Genomic DNA, 15,972 nt, shown 5'->3' with positions numbered 1-15,972 from the left:
CCGCCCGGACGCTCGCTAGAAGCGGCTCGACGCGCCGAAGCGGAAGAACTGCGTCTGGTCGTACTTCTCTTTCGTCAGGACTTTCGCGAAGTCCATGCGGATCGGACCGACCGGCGAGTTCCACATCAAGCTGGCGCCGACCGACGAACGGATCGAGTCGCTGTCAGCGAGTTGGCAAGGCTTTCCATTTTCCATGCAACCAGGAGCATTGAGTGCACTTTCAACACCGCCAGTTGCACCGAACAGAGAACCAGCATCCGCGAAGACTGCGCCGCTCAGGCCGAGATCGTCCGGAACGAACGGGAGCGGGAAGCGGATCTCGGCCGTCGTCGCCCAGTACGTCTGGCCGCCGAGCGCGTCGTGGTTGGCCGAACTCAAGTCTCGCGGACCGTAACCGGCGCGATCGAAGCCGCGGACCGTCTCGCCGCCCTTGAAGAATGCGTCGAGCAATCGAACGTCTTCACCGCCCCAACCCTGGATCGTGCCACCGATGGCGCGGCCAACGAAGGTAATCTTCTCTGTGATCGGGTAGTAGGCCCGCGCTTCGGCGTTGACGCGCCAGTACTGAGCATCGCCACCAAGACCGGCGAAGTCGGTTCCTGCCTGCAGGAAGTAACCGCTGGTCGGGTTCTGCGCATTGTTGCGCTTATCGTAGGTGATCGTCGTGCCGACGAGCGATGTCCAGTAACCGGAGTCGCGGCAACCCGGAGTGGTATTGTCTAATAGATTGGTAGCTCCGCAAGCTTCCTTAATCGCGATAGAAGCATTGTTCGAAACGTCGAAGATCTCGTCACGCGACAGGCCGTAGCTCGTCTGCATCCACAGGTTCTCGGCGATCGGGAAGCCGAGACGAACCTGACCACCTGCCTTGCGCTGATCGAAGCCCGACGTGTCCTGATAGTTGAGCTGTTTATAGAAGAGGTCGAAACCGGCCGACAGGTTGCGGTCGAGGAAGCGCGGTTCGGTGAACGATAGGTCGACCTGCATACGCTCGAAGGAGCCTGCGAGACCGAGGCGCAGATACTGGCCGTTGCCGAACAGGTTGCGTTCCGTGATCGACACGTCGCCGATGACGCCTTCACTGGTAGAGTAACCGGCACCGAACGAGAGTTCACCCGTCGACTGTTCCTGGACCATGACGTCGAGAACGACGCGGTCAGGCGCGGAGCCCGGACGGCGCTTGATGTCGACGTCCTTGAAGATGCCGAGAGCCTTCAGGCGCTTTTTAGCGCGATCGACCATCAGCGAGTTGAACGCATCGCCTTCAGCCAAACGGAATTCGCGACGGATCACGAAGTCCTTGGTGCGCGTGTTGCCGATGACGTTGATGCGCTCGATGTAAATGCGCGGACCTTCGTCGATGATGTACGAGATCGAGATCGTGTGATTGGCGACATCCGGCGTGGCGCGCGGGCGGACGCGAGCGAACGCGTACCCAGCGTCGGCGACGGCGAGCGTCAGCTTTTCACTCGTCTTGTCGATTTCGGAGGCGTCATAGACTTCGCCCGAATTCGTCAGCAACTGGCTGCGATAATCGTCCGGGCGCACATCGGGAAGCGAGCTCTCGATGTTGATGGCGCCGAAATTGTAGAGCGGGCCTTCATCCACGGCGAAGGTGATGAGGAAGCCGGTGCCGTCCGGATCGATTTCAGCGTTCGCGGCCGTCACGGAGGCGTCGGCGTAGCCGTTCTTGAGGTAGTACTGGCGGATCAGTTCCCGGTCGAGGTTCATACGATCGGGATCATAGATCGACGTGCCCTTGAGGAAGTCGAACCAGCCAACCTGAGTCGTCGAGATGACGTCGCGCAGCTGGCTGTCGCTGAATGCGTGGTTACCGACGAAGTTGATGCCTTTGACCTTCGTCGCGCCGCCTTCCGTGATCTCGAACACGAGATTCACGCGGCTTTCTTCGAGTTGAATGAGCTTCGGCTCGACGCTCGCTGCAAAGAGACCCTGGCGGCGGTAGACGTCGAGGATGCGCTGCACGTCGGCCTGAGCCTTGGCGCGCGTGAAAACGGAACGGGCCTTGAGCTGCACTTCGCCGGCCAGCGTCGCGGTATCGACCTCGCTGTTCCCTTCGAAGGCAACCTGATTGATGATCGGGTTTTCCTTGACCGACACGACGATCGTCGAACCCTTGGGCTGAATCGAAACGTCGGCGAACAAGCCGGTCGCGAACAGCGCCTTGATCGAAGCGTCGACCTTGGCGGCGCTATAGCCGTCACCGACGTTGAATTGCAGGTACGAGCGCACGGTTTCGGGCTCGACACGCCGACTACCGACGACCTCGATATTGCGAATGACGCCCTGAGCAAACGCTGCACCCGACCCCCAGGTGGCGTCTCCCATCGCGATCACTGGCGAGATAAATGCAAGCGCCAAAAAGAGGCGCAAGCCCGCCATAATGACCTGAATTCTCTGCATACGCGGATTAGCCCCCGTGTGCCGCCGACCCCCGGTTCACATGCGCGCTGTCGGCGGCAGCGTCACACTCATGCGTCGTCTAGTGCGTTTTCTTCTTGTTTTTCGACGTGTTGTTATCGACTCGATACTCGATCGTTTTCCCGCAGCAACGCTCGACCTTCTTTTCGGACCCCCCGATTCGAAGTCGTAACCTGCTGCGGACCATAACGCTTTTAACGATTCAGAAGGGACCCGCAAAGTTGTAAGTTTACGTCACTCCCGGATGATTCCGCTTGGCTTCAGCCCGTCCCGGTGATGCGCCGCCAAACGTTCATAATGTCGTTGAAATTGACGAAAACGACCAACATCATCAGCACGGCTAGGCCGACCTGGAATCCCATTTGCTGCATGCGTTCGCTCGCCGGTTTTCGGCGCACGGCTTCGTAGCCGTAGAACAAAAGATGGCCGCCATCGAGGACGGGAATCGGCAGCAGGTTCAGGAAGCCGATGTTCGCCGAAATGAACGCGATCCAGCGGAGCATGGGCTCCCATCCGAGTTCCGCGACCTTCGCCGTCACTTCCGCCATCATGATGGGGCCGCCCATTTGCTCGGCCGACTGTCGGCGCGTGACGATGTCCCAAAGGCCGGCGATCGTCTGGCTGATGTTGCTGTAGGTTTCACCCACTCCGAGCAAAATCGCCTGCGGAATGCCGACGTCGACGGTCCGCACCTTGTCGGCCGACATCGTGCGCTGGATGCCGATCAGTCCGCGGCGGAAGGTGCGGCCAAATGCGTCACGCTGCTCGTCCACATTCGGCGTCGCGTTGAGCGTCAGCTTTTCGCCGTTGCGCTCGATCGTGAACGCCAGCGGCTCGCCCGCGCTCGAACCGACAATGCGCTGCAGATCCTCGAATTTCTCAATCGCTGTGTTGTTGATCGCGACGACCTGGTCGCCGGGCTGGAATCCGGCCTGGGCTGCGGGCGAATTGGGCACAACACCGTCGACGAGAGCGGGCAGGACGCGGACACCGACTGTCATGTTCAACGCCGCATACAGCACTGTCGCCAAGAGGAAATTCGCGATCGGGCCGGCGGCGACGACCGCCGCGCGCGAGGAAACGGGCTTGGAATGGAAGGCGCCGGCGCGCTCGGACGCGGTCAGACCCTTGGTCGCGACGGACGAACCCTGCGAGGACGCGTTGTCGTCGTCGATGAACTTGACGTAGCCGCCGAGCGGAATCCAGGCGAACCGCCAGCGCGTGCCGTGCTTGTCGTAAAAGCCATAGATTTCAGGGCCAAAGCCGATCGAAAAGGCTTTGACCGTCACGCCGCACCAGCGCGCCACAAGGAAATGGCCAAGCTCGTGAATGAACACGACCAGCGTCAGCACGAGCAGGAACATGATGCCGTACTGCCAAATCGACGTGGCCAGAGTCGCCAGGAAGTCCATTGAGTCCCAATCCTTCAGGGGTGCCGCAGGAATCGAATCGCGGCGCGCAGTCAGCCAACTTTACGTGTTTAATAGCGATTGAGGGCGTCTTCTGCCAGTCGGCGCGCCCGTTCATCGATTGAAAGAATATCATCGAGACACTGCGCCGCCGAAATGGCGCCCTGCCGTTCGGCCGCATCCAGCGTCTCTTCGACGAGCTTCGCGATCTCCAGGAATTTGATTCTCCGATTGAGAAATGCCTGGACGCCGATTTCGTTCGCGGCGTTGAGAACTGCGGGCGCGGTGTCGCCGCGCCGGAGCGCAGCGCGCGCCACCCGAAGCGCCGGAAAGCGCGTCTCGTCGGGGGCTTCGAACGTCAGCGAACCAAGCCGCGCGAGGTCCAGGCGCTCGGTCGGCGCGGACATTCGTCCGGGCCATGCCAGCGCCACGGCGATGGGCGTGCGCATGTCCGGCGCCGCCAGCTGCGCCAGCACCGATCCGTCGACATAGCTGACGAGGCAATGGATGACCGACTGCGGATGCACGACGCAATCGAGCGCATCGACGGGCACCGGAAAGAGATGAAACGCCTCGATCAGCTCGAGGCCCTTGTTCATGAGGGTGGCGCTGTCGATCGTGATCTTGGCGCCCATCGACCAGTTCGGATGCTTGAGTGCCTGCTCCGGCGTCGCGTTTTCCAGAGCTTCACGCGTCCACGTGCGGAAGGGGCCGCCTGACGCGGTCAGCACGATCTTTTCGATCGATCCGGGCTCTGCGCCGGTCAACGCCTGGAAGGCGGCGGAATGTTCGCTGTCGACGGGGAGAAGCTCGGCGCCGCTGCGTTTGATCTCGGCGGTGAAGACGTGCCCTGCCGAGACGAGACATTCCTTGTTGGCAAGCGCGACGCGTTTTCCGCAGGAGGCCGCTGCGAACGTCGGGCGCAAGCCTGCCGCGCCGACAATCGCTGCCATGACGCAATCGGCCGGCATCAGTGCGGCTTCGACAAGCGCGTCGGCGCCGCCAGCCGTGCGGATGCCAGTTCCCGCCAGTGCGTCACGAAGCTGAGGCAGGCATTTCTCGTCACCGATGACCGCGAGCTTGGCGCGATGCTGGCGCGCGAGAGCCGCCAACGCCGCCGCGTTCGACTGCGCCGTCAGCGCGACGACTTCAAAGCGCTCGGGCGCACGGGCGACGAGATCGAGCGTGCTGGTGCCGACCGAACCGGTCGCGCCGAGGACCGTCAGGCGGCAGGGCCGCGATGCGTGCGGCCACTCGAATTCCACCGGCGCCGCCGCTTTCATATCTCTGTTCGGAACGCTTGCCGTTACTGCCATGTGCATCACGATCCATAAAGAAGGGCCCGCGCGGGCGCATAGGCATCGATCGCGAATGCGACGATGGCAGCAATGACGCTGGCAGTGACGATACCATCCATGCGGTCCATGACACCGCCGTGGCCAGGAATCAGATTGCTGCTGTCTTTCACGCCAAAATGGCGTTTCAAAGCCGATTCCGCCAAATCACCGCCCTGTGCGACGAGCCCGAGAACGAGCCCAAGGCTCGCGAGCCATGACGCCGATCCCGTGCCGGACACCCACGCAAATAGCCCGCCCGCGAGCGAGGCCGCAAGCACGCCGCCAATGAGGCCCGACCACGTTTTGTTGGGCGATACCGAAGGCCAAAGCTTCGGCCCGCCGATGGTCCGGCCGCTCGCATAGGCGCCGATATCCGTCACGATCACGCTCAGGAGCACGAACAGCGTCGCGGAAAATCCGAGCGGCTCGTCGCCTCTGATCCAGCCCAGCGCGACGACGGGCAAGCCGGTATAGAGAACGCCCGCGCCGGAGAGCTGCGCATTGCCGACGCCGAACGTCAATGCGCCCACCGCGATTGCTCCGATAACGGTCGATGCGATGGCGAGACCCGCCATGTCGGATGCGCTCAGCAGAACCGCGAGAAGCACCGCAAAAACGTGCACGATCATCGCCGGGTCGGTCAGCGTCGCTCCGCGCACCATCCGGCCCCATTCCCAGCTCATCGCGGCTGCGATGACGAGCATCAGGATCGTGAAGAGCGACGGGCTCCAATACGTCATCACGAGCGCTATGGCGCCGATGACAATCCCGGAGACGATGCGTTTCGAAAGCTCCGGCGGCAGAGAGGCGACTCTGTCCAGAAGCGAGCGCGAGTTGTCGTCAGGCTTGCCGGCGGCCATTGGAAAGCCTCACGCGGTCGAGCGTTGCGTCAAGCCGCCAAAGCGGCGCTCGCGGGACCAGAATTCGTGGATCGCGCCCTCGAACGCGGCCTTGTCGAAATCGGGCCAATAGCAGTCGAGAAAAACGAACTCGGAATAGGCCGTCTGCCACAGCAGAAAATTCGACAGCCGCATTTCGCCGGACGTCCGGATCAGAAGATCGGGATCGGGAATGCCGGACGTGTCGAGCGCATTGGCCATGCGTTCAACCGTAATGGCCGACGGATCGAGCGTACCTGCGGCGACCTCGGCGGCGAGCTTGCGCGCGGCGCCCGCGATCTCGCTCCGCGAACCGTAGTTAAACGCGATCACGAGGGTCAGGCGATCATTGCCCTTCGTCAGCGCGACGGCATCGTCGATCAGCTTCGTCAATTCGCTGTCGACATGCTGCCTCTGGCCGATGACGCGGATGCAGACGCCGGCCTCGTGCAGTTCCACGAGGTCGCGCCGGATGAAGCGTTTCATCAGCCCCATCAGGTCGTCGACCTCATCGGCCGGGCGCTTCCAGTTTTCCGACGAAAAGCTGAAGATCGTCAGATACGTGATGTTGAGTTCGATCGCCGTGCGCACGGCACGCCGGACGGCCTCGACACCCTGGCGATGGCCGAGCGTGCGCGGAAGCCCCCGCTCCTTCGCCCAGCGCCCGTTGCCGTCCATGATGATCGCGACATGCCGCGGCGGCGCGAGAGCACGCGTCTGATCATCGGAGAGCTTAGCTGCTGGCGCCACTCTGGCCTGGCCTCTGTAATGAAGCGCCGGACGGCGCACAAAAAGATCGATGAGCTCTGAGGCTCCCTCGCCCCGACCGCCTATACTTTCTGGATTTCAGCCTCTTTCGTGACGAGCGTCGAGTCGACCTCCTTGATGATCCGGTCTGTCAGCTCCTGGACCTTCTCGGAATGGCCGCGATGATCGTCCTGACTCATCTTGCCGTCTTTTTCGAGCTTTTTCAAAAGATCCATGGCTTCGCGACGGACGTTACGAACCGCAACTTTCGATTGCTCGGCATATTTGTGAGCGAGCTTGACGAGTTCCTGGCGGCGATCGGCGGTCAGGGACGGAATCGGCAGGCGCAGGATCTGCCCGTCCATGATCGGGTTGAGCCCGAGGTTGGCCTCGCGGATGCCCTTGTCGACCGCTGTCACGTTGCTGCGATCCCAGACCTGGACCGAGATCATGCGCGGCTCCGGCACGGAAACGGTCGCGACCTGATTGAGCGGCATTCTGGCCCCGTAGACCATGACGTGGACGGGATCGAGCAGGTTGGCGCTGGCGCGTCCGGTCCGCAGTCCGGAAAATTCCCGCTTCAGAGCGTCGAGCGATGCGCGCATGCGCTTTTCGACTTCGTTGATATCGTGTGCAATCAAAGACATGCGTTATCCTCCCAACGGACACGGTGCGCCGCCATCGCAGCCGCGATGGCACGCGGCGCAGGGCGAAAACGCTGCCGCGGATTTCAACCGGTAGTCTCGATGATCGTCTGACGCGCTTCGCCGCGCAGCACTTTCAAGAGGTTTCCTGGTTCGTCGATGGAAACCACAATTAGCGGAAGTCGGTTGTCTCGGGCAAGAGCAATGGCCGCTCCATCCATCACTTTGAGATCGTTAGCTAAAACTTCAGCATAGCTCAGGCGGTCGTAGCGCTTGGCGTCCGGATGTTTCTTCGGATCGGCCGAGTAGACGCCATCAACCTGCGTCGCCTTCAGAACAGCGTCACAATTCATTTCAATGGCGCGCAGGACGGCAGCCGTGTCGGTCGTGAAGAACGGATTGCCGGTGCCCGCAGCGAACAGCACGACCTGAGATTTCGCGAGATAGCTCAGCGATTTCGGGCGAACGTAGCTTTCGCAGACCGTCGGCATCGGAATAGCCGAGAGAACGCGCGCGGGGACGCCCTTGTGATCGAGCGCGTTCTGGAACGCCAGCGCGTTCATAACGGTCGCGAGCATGCCCATGTAATCGGCCGTCGCGCGGTCCATGCCTTTCGCGGCGCCTGAAAGGCCGCGAAAGATATTGCCGCCACCGATGACAACCGCGATCTGGGCTCCGGCTGCCGTCGCCTCGGCGATGTCGCCAGCCAGCCGGTCGGCGACCGACATATCGATGCCGTAGGGCTGCTTGCCCATCAGGGCTTCGCCGGAAAGCTTCAGCAGCAGCCGCTTGTATTTGAGATCAGATCCGCGCGCCGCCATCGCCACCTACTCCCGTCGATCTGCATAAAAAACCGGCCGAACGCGTGGCTCGGCCGGTTGATACCTAACGCGCGAACGCGATTCCGCCTAGCCGCCGCTCGCGAGCTTGCGGACTTCCTCGCCGAAGTCCTCTTCCTTCTTGTCGATGCCTTCGCCCAGCGCGTAGCGGATGTAGCCCGCAACCTTGATCGGTGCGCCGGCGCGGCTTTCGGCTTCCTTCACGGCCTGAGCGACCGTCTTTGTCGTGTCGTGGATGTACTGCTGCTCGAGCAGGCAGTTCTCCTTGGCGAAGGCTTTGATGCCGCCGGCGACGATCTTCTCGAGCATCTCAGGCTTCTTGCCCTGGTTCTTCTCGGCCAGGATCGCCTTTTCGCGCTCGATCACGTCGGCGGGAACGGAGGCGATGTCGAGAGCCAGCGGGCTCGCTGCCGCGACGTGCATCGCGAGCTGGCGTCCGATCTCAAACAGCGTCGGCTCGTCGCCAGCGCTTTCGAGCGCGACCAGCACGCCGATCTTGCCGAGGCCGTCGGCGACGCGGCTGTGAACGTAGTCGGCGACGACGCCTTCCTTGACGGCGATCGCGGACGTGCGGCGCAGCGTCATGTTCTCGCCGATCGTCGCAACGGCTTCCTGCAGCTGGACTTCGACGGTGTTCTTCGAGCCCGGATAGGTCGCAGCCAGCAGCGTCTTGAGATCGCCCTTCGCGGCGGGCGCGAGCGAAGCGATGTCACGGACGATGGTCTGGAACTGCTCGTTGCGCGCAACGAAGTCGGTTTCCGAGTTGACCTCGACGACGGCGCCTTCGCGGCCCTTCGCAACGATGCCGATGAGACCGTCGGCGGCGATGCGTCCCGACTTCTTCGCGGCTTTCGAAAGACCCTTCTTGCGCAGCCAGTCGACGGCGGCTTCGATATCGCCGCCGGTTTCGGTCAGCGCCGTCTTGCAATCCATCATGCCTGCGCCGGTCATGTCGCGCAGCTTCTTCACATCTGCTGCGGTGATCGTCGTCATCCTGTCACCCATTAGGTTCGAGGCGCCAAAAGGCGCCTCTGTTGTCCTGATTCACAAGTTCAACCCGTGTGAGGGCGCGAAATCCGCGCCCTTATACGGAGGCTGCTTCCACGAGCTTCTTAGCCTGCGCAACCCAATCTTCTTTGACGACCTGACCCTTGAGCTTCAGCTGCCGGTCGAGCGCCGCCGAATAATCGGCGTCGAGGTCGGCGAGCTGCCAGAAGTGGTAGACGCCAGCGTCGTTGAGGCGCTGCTCGAGCTTCGGCGTGATGCCGGTGATGCGCTTGAGATCGTCGGCTTCGCCGCGCGGCGCTTCGATGCCCTTGAACGTGACCTTCGGCAGATCCTCGGCAGGCGGGGCTTCGGACGCACCGATATCGATCCCGGAGGAGCCCTGAGCGCGCTCGATGCCGTCGAGGGCGGCGCGCGCCATCAGATCGCAATAGAGCGTGATCGCGCGGCCAGCGTCGTCGTTGCCCGGAACCGGATAGTCGATGCCGTCGGGATCGCAGTTCGTATCGACGATCGCAACGATCGGGATGTTGAGCTTGCGTGCTTCCTGGATCGCGATCGATTCCTTGTTGGTATCGATGACGACGAGGAGATCGGGCGTGCCACCCATGTCCTTGATGCCGCCGAGCGACTGGTTGAGCTTGTCGCGCTCACGCGTCAGGTTCAGCACTTCCTTCTTGGTGCGGCCCTGCGGGTCGGCAAGAATGTCGTCCAGCTGACGCAGGCGACGGATCGACTGCGAAACCGTCTTCCAGTTGGTCAGCGTGCCGCCGAGCCAGCGGTGGTTGATGAAGTACTGCGCGCTGCGCTTCGCAGCTTCGGCAATGCCGTCGGATGCCTGACGCTTCGTCGCGACGAACAGAACGCGACCGCCACCGGCGACGGTATCGGAAACCTTGAGCAGCGCCTGGTGTAACATCGGCACCGTCTGCGTCAGGTCGAGAATGTGGATTTTGTTGCGCGACCCATAGATGAACGGCGCCATCTTGGGGTTCCAGCGGTGAGCCTGGTGGCCGAAGTGAACGCCAGCTTCCAAAAGCTGACGCATATTGAAGGCAGGAAGTGCCATCGAATAGGATCCTTTTCCGGTTAGACCTCCGCAAGACTGAGAAGAGATCAGCAAGCCTTTTCAGGGGCTTACGTTTCTCCACCGGAGCGCGACGCGGGGCTTTTCATCCGCATGGCGCATGGTCTCGCGTGTGAGATGGCGGCTGTATACGGGGGTTTGTCCGGAAGCGCAACCCACGCGTGCCGCTTGAAAGCGCGGCATTCGGCACGCTCCGAGTTGCCTATAACGCACTGCTCGGACGCTAGGCAAAAGAAAAACGGCACGCTATCCGCAGAGTTCAAGCGCTCAGGCGGCCGCGTACCGTTGTATTGGGATTGCGATCGCCGATCAGACGGCACGGCGATCGACTGGACTTAAATTTTTCGTCCAGGAAAATGACGCTCGCGATTACTTACACTTCGCGTCGAGAGCCGTCATGCCTTCGTCCATGGCTTTGGCTTCCGGCGTTTCGTCGGCTGCGTCCTGACCGGCATCCCATGCATTCTCGAAATCGTCGCCGAGCACTTTGAAATACCCGTCGATCTCATCGCCGGCGGCTTCGGCCTTCTTCTGGTCGTCACCGACTTCGTCCATTTTTTTCGACATGGCGCAGTAGGCTTTGACTTTCGCCGGGTCGGCCGCCGCCGCATCCAGTGTCGACTTGATGTCCGCAGCACTCATTTTGGCGGGCGCGGGCGCGTTTTTCGCTTCCTGCGCATGAGCGGCAGGAACGATCAGCAGAGCGGCGATAACGGCAGCATAGAGTTTTGACATGATGTTCCCTCGTTTCGGCTGGGCTGGCGCGGGCGACCCTTGCGCCCAAACTATGTCAGAAGAAGGCTGCGTCTTGCAGACAGCCTTCTCCTGAGAAACAGACTGGCTTAGCGCCAGAAGCAATTGCGGTGGCCGTGACGATAGCGGCAGACCCACTTCTTCTTGTGCCACCAGTTGCGCTTGTAGGTGCGCTTTTTGTAGTGACCGTGGCGACGGTAGTCGACGTGCTCAGCAGCCGAGCTGCTGTTGTGCGTGCTGATGCCATTTAGGCCGGAACTGGCAACACCGGCGCTCGCCATGCTTGCGCCGCCGAGCGTCAGAGCGGCGAAGGCCGCAGCTGCGATCAGACTCTTTTTCATCGTAGGCTCCTATCTAGCATATGACGCGTCTCGGCACGTCCGGACCCTTAACGCGTGAGCGGGGAAAAAGCCGTCGTCGCTGATAAGATAATTCGGTGGAGCAAGGTGCGCCGCGCGCGTGCGCGCAACCAGAAGTTCGGACGCCGACTTTACGCCTCGACGACTTCCACCACGATCGGCAGCGCCGCGATGCGACCGGCCTCCAACGGCGAAACGTCGTAGCGTCCAGGTAGAATCAAATCCACTTCGCAACCGCGATCCAACAGCGGAAGCACGATGCGCACTTCGCCGCCGCGATGCGTCGGCTTCAGGCGGCTGCTGATTTCGGCGAGACGTGCGCCGTTGGCTCCCGCGCATTCGCGCTGATCGAGAACGACGCGCAGATTGCGTGCAACGCCCGCGGCCGCCTTATCGAGCGCTTCGATCGATTGCACGCGCATTTTCAGCGTGTCGCCATCGCGCTCGGCTTCGACCGAAACGATGACCGGCGTTCCGGGCTCGAGGAGTTCGCGGCAAACTGCGAGCGTGTCGGAAAAGATCACGGCTTCGAACTGACCCGTCGCATCGGAGAACGATGCGAAGGCGAACTTGTTGCCCTTCTGCGAGCGCCGTTCGCGCGCTGCGATGACGACGCCTGCCAAACGCCCAGCCGTCGCGCCGCGCTCGGTCAGCGTTTCGAATTCGGTGAATTTTCTGACGCCGAGCTTTGACAGCACATGATCGTATTGATCGAGCGGATGGCCCGAGAGATAGAATCCGATGGCCTCGAATTCGGCGGCCAAGCGTTCCATCGGCGTCCAGCCTTCCGCCGAACGCAACACGAGTTCCGCTGCCTTGCCGCCAGAGCCGAAGAGATCGGTCATGCCCTGCGCTTCGTTCGCCGTGCGCCGCTGTGCCGACGCGAGGATCGTATCGGCGTTCGCTGCGACGCGCGCGCGATCGTTATTGAACGCATCGAACGCGCCGCCTTTTGCCAGTGTTTCGATGGCGCGCTTGTTGAGCGCTTTTGCATCGACGCGTTCGGCAAAATCGGCGAGCGATTTGAATGCGCCCTTCTCGTTGCGTTCGTTGACGATCGTTTCGACGGCGCCGGCGCCGATGTTCTTCAGCGCGGCCAGTGAATAGCGGATAGCGCCGTGCTTCGCGCCTTCCGCCGCCGGTTCGACGCCGAAATCGACGGCCGATTGATTGACGCACGGCGGCAGCATGCGAATTCCCGATTTGCGCGCCTCTGACGCAAACATCGCGAGTTTGTCCGTGTTGCCCATATCGAGCGTCATGGACGCTGCAAAGAATTCCTCGCGGAAGTTCGCCTTCAAATAGGCCGTGTGATAGCTGACGAGCGCATAGGCCGCCGCGTGCGATTTGTTGAAGCCGTATCCGGCGAACTTATCGACGAGTTCGAAGATGTACTTCGCTTCTTCTTTCTTCACGCCTTTAGCGACGGCGCCCTCGACGAAGCGCGCCTGCTGCTTCGCCATTTCGGCTTTGTCTTTTTTACCCATCGCGCGGCGAAGCATGTCGGCCTGTCCGAGCGTGTAGCCGCCCATCACCTGCGCGATCTGAATGACCTGCTCCTGGTAGATGATGACGCCGTAGGTTTCCTTCAGAATGCCTTCGAGCATCGGATGCAGGTAATCGACGGGCTCCTCGCCGTGCTTGCGGTTGATGTAGGTCGGAATGTTGTCCATCGGACCCGGCCGGTAGAGCGCGACCATGGCGATGATGTCTTCGAAGCGGTCGGGCTTCAGCCGCTTCAAGCTTTCGCGCATGCCGGTACTTTCAAGCTGGAAGACGCCAGCCGTATCGGCCTTCGCCAGCATGTCGTAGGTCGGCTTGTCGTCGAGCGGCAGGCTTGGCAGATCGACGGTGACGCCCCGCACCTGGCTGATCAGCTTGACGGCCTTTTCGAGCACGGTCAGCGTTTTGAGACCGAGGAAGTCGAACTTCACGAGGCCCGCCGCCTCGACCATCTTCCAGTTGTATTGCGTGATGGGAAAATGCGATTTCGGATCGCGATAAAGCGGCACCAGTTCTTCGAGCGGCCTGTCGCCGATCACCATGCCGGCGGCGTGCGTCGATGCGTGACGATAAAGGCCTTCGAGCTTCTGCGCGATTTCGAGAAGGCGCGCGACGATCGGTTCACGGTCGCGCTCTTCCTGCAGCTTCGGCTCACCCTCGATCGCTTGCGCCAGCGTGACTGGATTAGCCGGATTGTTCGGCACGAGTTTGCACAGCCGGTCGACCTGACCGTATGGCATCTGCAGCACGCGGCCGACGTCGCGCAGCACGGCGCGCGCCTGCAGCTTTCCGTGCGTGATGATCTGCGCGACGCGATCGTCGCCGTATTTTTTCTGCACATAGTCGATGACGCGATCGCGTTTTTCCTGGCAGAAATCGACGTCGAAGTCCGGCATCGAAATACGTTCGGGATTGAGGAAGCGCTCGAACAGCAGCCCGAATTGCAAAGGATCGAGATCGGTGATCGTCAGCGCGTACGCGACGAGCGAACCCGCACCCGATCCGCGGCCCGGCCCGACCGGAACGCCGTTGGCTTTCGACCACTTGATGAAGTCGGCCACGATCAGGAAGTAGCCCGGAAACTTCATCTGTGTGATGACGTCGATTTCGTAGACGAGCCGCTTCTCGTAGTCCTCGACCGTAAATCCCGCCGCGGGCCCGTGCGCCGCCAAGCGCCGCGCGAGACCGTCCTTGGCCTGCGCTTTGAGTTCGGCTGCTTCGAGCCGGAAGTTTTCAATCTCGCTCAAACTGTCGTCGGCTTTGACGAAGCGCGGCAGGATCGGCTTGCGGCCCTCTGGCCGCGCCGTGCAGCGCATCGCGATCTCGACCGTGTTGGCGAGTGCCTCGGGCAGGTCCGCGAACAGCGATACCATTTCAGCTTCGGTCTTGAGATAATGCTCGGGACTGGCGCGACGGCGGTTGTCTTCGACGACGTAGCGGCCGTCGGCGATGCACAGCAGAACGTCGTGTGCCTCGTAGTCACTCCGTTGCGCGAAATAGCATTCGTTCGTCGCGACGATCGGAATGCGCCGTGCGTAGGCGAGTTCGAGAAGATCGGGCTCGACGTCGGCTTCCTCGGGCAGGCCGTGGCGCTGCACCTCGACGTACAACCGATCACCGAAAATCTTCTCGAGCGTTTTGATGCGCTCGAGGGCGAGATCGTGCTGGCCGTCGCGGAGGGCTGAATCGATCGGGCCTTGCGGTCCGCCGGTCAGCGCGATGATGCCTTCCGAAAACTCTTCGATGCGCGCGATCTTGACGTGCGCGGGCTCGTCGGCTGCGGCTTCAAAATAGAGCGCCTTCGACAGCCGCATCAGATTGGCGAAGCCGTCCGCCGTCATCGCGAGCAGCGCGATCTTGCCCGCAGGTTTGCTGCGCGGTTCGTTGCTCAGCGATCGCAACGCCGACGGCTGCGCGTCGCGGTTGTCGCCGAAGTCGACATCAAGCGAGCCGCCGGCGATCGGCTGCACGCCCGCGCCCCAAAGCTTGTCGGAAAATTCCAGCGCGCCGAAAAAGTTGTTGCTGTCGGTGAGGCCGAGCGCCGGAAGCTGCATCGCTTCGGCGAGCTTGGCGAGCTTGGTGATCGGCAGCGCGCCTTCGAGCAGCGAGTATGCCGAATGCACCTTGAGATGCACGAACTGCGGAGCTTTGGCGGGCCGAATCTGTTCCATGCTTTAGACTACGGCATCATAGCCGTTTTCGTCAGAACGCCATCCACAGCCGGAAAAGGCAGCGCGTTCAACGTCCGACGCTTGCCGGAGCCAGCTCGACGAGCCGCCCTTCGTGCATCTGCAGAACGCGGTCCATGCGCCGCGCCAATTCGAGGTTGTGGGTCGCGATCAGCGCCGCGACGCCCTGATGGCGAATGAGGTCGATCAGCTCGCGGAACACGTATTCGGACGTGTGAGGATCGAGGTTGCCGGTCGGCTCGTCGGCCAGCAAGAGCTTGGGCGAATTCGCCAGTCCTCGGCAAATCGCAGCGCGCTGCTGCTCGCCGCCGGAAAGCTCCGCCGGGCGATGGTTGGCGCGCTCGCCGAGGCCGAGGCCGCTGAGCAGGGCCAATGCGCGGGCTTCGGCAGCCTTGCGGGCGCGACCAAGAATGAGCTGCGGCAGCACGACGTTTTCAAGCGCCGAGAATTCCGGCAGCAACTGATGGAACTGATAGACGAAACCGATTTCCTTGCGCCGGAGCCGCGTGCGTTCGCCTTCCGAAAGCGTCGCACAGTCACGGCCGTTCAGGAGGACGCGGCCGCTCGTCGGAGATTCGAGCAGCCCTGTGATGTGCAGCAGCGTCGACTTGCCTGCGCCAGACGGTCCGACGAGGGCGACGGCCTGGCCCGGCCACAGCACGGCGTCGACACCCTTCAGGACCACGATCTCGCGCTCACCCTGGCGGAACGATCGCGTCACGCCCTCGAGCTGCAAGATCGGCGAAAAAGTCGTACCTGCTGGCGATGTCTCCATGAGCG

At 62.0% G+C, this 15,972-nt stretch carries 13 protein-coding genes; all 13 read right to left on the bottom strand.

Going from position 1 to position 15,972, the window contains the following annotated elements; genetic code table 11:
- Nucleotides 1-15: 15 nt before the first annotated feature.
- Nucleotides 16-2,424 (bottom strand): outer membrane protein assembly factor BamA, encoded by a 2,409-nt coding sequence (gene bamA / locus HYPGJ_RS04935; protein WP_046846150.1) that lies wholly within the window; start codon nucleotides 2,422-2,424, stop codon nucleotides 16-18.
- 278 nt (nucleotides 2,425-2,702) lie between these two features.
- Nucleotides 2,703-3,854: an RIP metalloprotease RseP gene (gene rseP, locus HYPGJ_RS04930; RefSeq protein ID WP_046846149.1), complete on the bottom strand. Its 1,152-nt coding sequence runs from the start codon at nucleotides 3,852-3,854 to the stop codon at nucleotides 2,703-2,705.
- Between the two features lie 68 nt (nucleotides 3,855-3,922).
- Entirely contained in the window at nucleotides 3,923-5,134 is a 1,212-nt protein-coding gene (locus tag HYPGJ_RS04925; RefSeq protein WP_200185691.1) for a 1-deoxy-D-xylulose-5-phosphate reductoisomerase, read from the bottom strand.
- Between the two features lie 38 nt (nucleotides 5,135-5,172).
- Complete coding sequence (locus HYPGJ_RS04920; RefSeq protein ID WP_046846147.1) at nucleotides 5,173-6,048, bottom strand: phosphatidate cytidylyltransferase; 876 nt, start codon at nucleotides 6,046-6,048, stop codon at nucleotides 5,173-5,175.
- A 9-nt stretch (nucleotides 6,049-6,057) separates the two neighbouring features.
- A complete protein-coding gene (locus HYPGJ_RS04915) occupies nucleotides 6,058-6,816 on the bottom strand; it encodes an isoprenyl transferase (RefSeq protein ID WP_046846715.1) in 759 nt (252 codons plus the stop codon).
- An 80-nt stretch (nucleotides 6,817-6,896) separates the two neighbouring features.
- A complete protein-coding gene (frr, locus tag HYPGJ_RS04910; protein ID WP_046846146.1) occupies nucleotides 6,897-7,460 on the bottom strand; it encodes a ribosome recycling factor in 564 nt (187 codons plus the stop codon).
- 83 nt (nucleotides 7,461-7,543) lie between these two features.
- Nucleotides 7,544-8,278 carry a UMP kinase gene (gene pyrH / locus HYPGJ_RS04905; protein ID WP_013215876.1) on the bottom strand — a complete coding sequence of 245 codons (735 nt, stop codon included), beginning with the start codon at nucleotides 8,276-8,278 and terminating at the stop codon, nucleotides 7,544-7,546.
- An 87-nt stretch (nucleotides 8,279-8,365) separates the two neighbouring features.
- Nucleotides 8,366-9,289 carry a translation elongation factor Ts gene (tsf, locus tag HYPGJ_RS04900; protein ID WP_046846145.1) on the bottom strand — a complete coding sequence of 308 codons (924 nt, stop codon included), beginning with the start codon at nucleotides 9,287-9,289 and terminating at the stop codon, nucleotides 8,366-8,368.
- Nucleotides 9,290-9,380: 91 nt separating this feature from the next.
- Entirely contained in the window at nucleotides 9,381-10,370 is a 990-nt protein-coding gene (locus HYPGJ_RS04895) for a 30S ribosomal protein S2 (RefSeq protein ID WP_046846144.1), read from the bottom strand.
- Between the two features lie 387 nt (nucleotides 10,371-10,757).
- Nucleotides 10,758-11,123, bottom strand: a complete 366-nt coding sequence (locus HYPGJ_RS04890) for a hypothetical protein (RefSeq protein WP_046846143.1) — start codon at nucleotides 11,121-11,123, stop codon at nucleotides 10,758-10,760.
- Between the two features lie 107 nt (nucleotides 11,124-11,230).
- Entirely contained in the window at nucleotides 11,231-11,482 is a 252-nt protein-coding gene (locus HYPGJ_RS04885) for a hypothetical protein (RefSeq protein ID WP_046846142.1), read from the bottom strand.
- Between the two features lie 149 nt (nucleotides 11,483-11,631).
- Nucleotides 11,632-15,174 carry a DNA polymerase III subunit alpha gene (gene dnaE, locus HYPGJ_RS04880; protein WP_046846141.1) on the bottom strand — a complete coding sequence of 1,181 codons (3,543 nt, stop codon included), beginning with the start codon at nucleotides 15,172-15,174 and terminating at the stop codon, nucleotides 11,632-11,634.
- 67 nt (nucleotides 15,175-15,241) lie between these two features.
- Nucleotides 15,242-15,967 (bottom strand): ABC transporter ATP-binding protein, encoded by a 726-nt coding sequence (locus HYPGJ_RS04875; RefSeq protein ID WP_046846140.1) that lies wholly within the window; start codon nucleotides 15,965-15,967, stop codon nucleotides 15,242-15,244.
- Nucleotides 15,968-15,972: the final 5 nt, after the last annotated feature.

The sequence above is a fragment of the Hyphomicrobium sp. GJ21 genome (assembly GCF_001006785.1).
GTDB lineage: Bacteria > Pseudomonadota > Alphaproteobacteria > Rhizobiales > Hyphomicrobiaceae > Hyphomicrobium_B.
The sequence above is the reverse complement of the archived record's forward strand: the minus strand, read 5'-3'. Positions and strand labels throughout refer to the sequence as shown.

What these genes read in the sequence shown, in the direction of transcription:
- HYPGJ_RS04895 (WP_046846144.1), bottom strand. Translation starts at nt 10,370, where the DNA reads ATGGCACTTCCTGCCTTCAATATGCGTCAGCTTTTGGAAGCTGGCGTT.
- HYPGJ_RS04920 (WP_046846147.1), bottom strand. Translation starts at nt 6,048, where the DNA reads ATGGCCGCCGGCAAGCCTGACGACAACTCGCGCTCGCTTCTGGACAGA.
- bamA (WP_046846150.1), bottom strand. Translation starts at nt 2,424, where the DNA reads ATGCAGAGAATTCAGGTCATTATGGCGGGCTTGCGCCTCTTTTTGGCG.
- dnaE (WP_046846141.1), bottom strand. Translation starts at nt 15,174, where the DNA reads ATGGAACAGATTCGGCCCGCCAAAGCTCCGCAGTTCGTGCATCTCAAG.
- HYPGJ_RS04875 (WP_046846140.1), bottom strand. Translation starts at nt 15,967, where the DNA reads ATGGAGACATCGCCAGCAGGTACGACTTTTTCGCCGATCTTGCAGCTC.
- frr (WP_046846146.1), bottom strand. Translation starts at nt 7,460, where the DNA reads ATGTCTTTGATTGCACACGATATCAACGAAGTCGAAAAGCGCATGCGC.
- tsf (WP_046846145.1), bottom strand. Translation starts at nt 9,289, where the DNA reads ATGACGACGATCACCGCAGCAGATGTGAAGAAGCTGCGCGACATGACC.
- HYPGJ_RS04890 (WP_046846143.1), bottom strand. Translation starts at nt 11,123, where the DNA reads ATGTCAAAACTCTATGCTGCCGTTATCGCCGCTCTGCTGATCGTTCCT.
- pyrH (WP_013215876.1), bottom strand. Translation starts at nt 8,278, where the DNA reads ATGGCGGCGCGCGGATCTGATCTCAAATACAAGCGGCTGCTGCTGAAG.
- rseP (WP_046846149.1), bottom strand. Translation starts at nt 3,854, where the DNA reads ATGGACTTCCTGGCGACTCTGGCCACGTCGATTTGGCAGTACGGCATC.
- HYPGJ_RS04925 (WP_200185691.1), bottom strand. Translation starts at nt 5,134, where the DNA reads ATGAAAGCGGCGGCGCCGGTGGAATTCGAGTGGCCGCACGCATCGCGG.
- HYPGJ_RS04885 (WP_046846142.1), bottom strand. Translation starts at nt 11,482, where the DNA reads ATGAAAAAGAGTCTGATCGCAGCTGCGGCCTTCGCCGCTCTGACGCTC.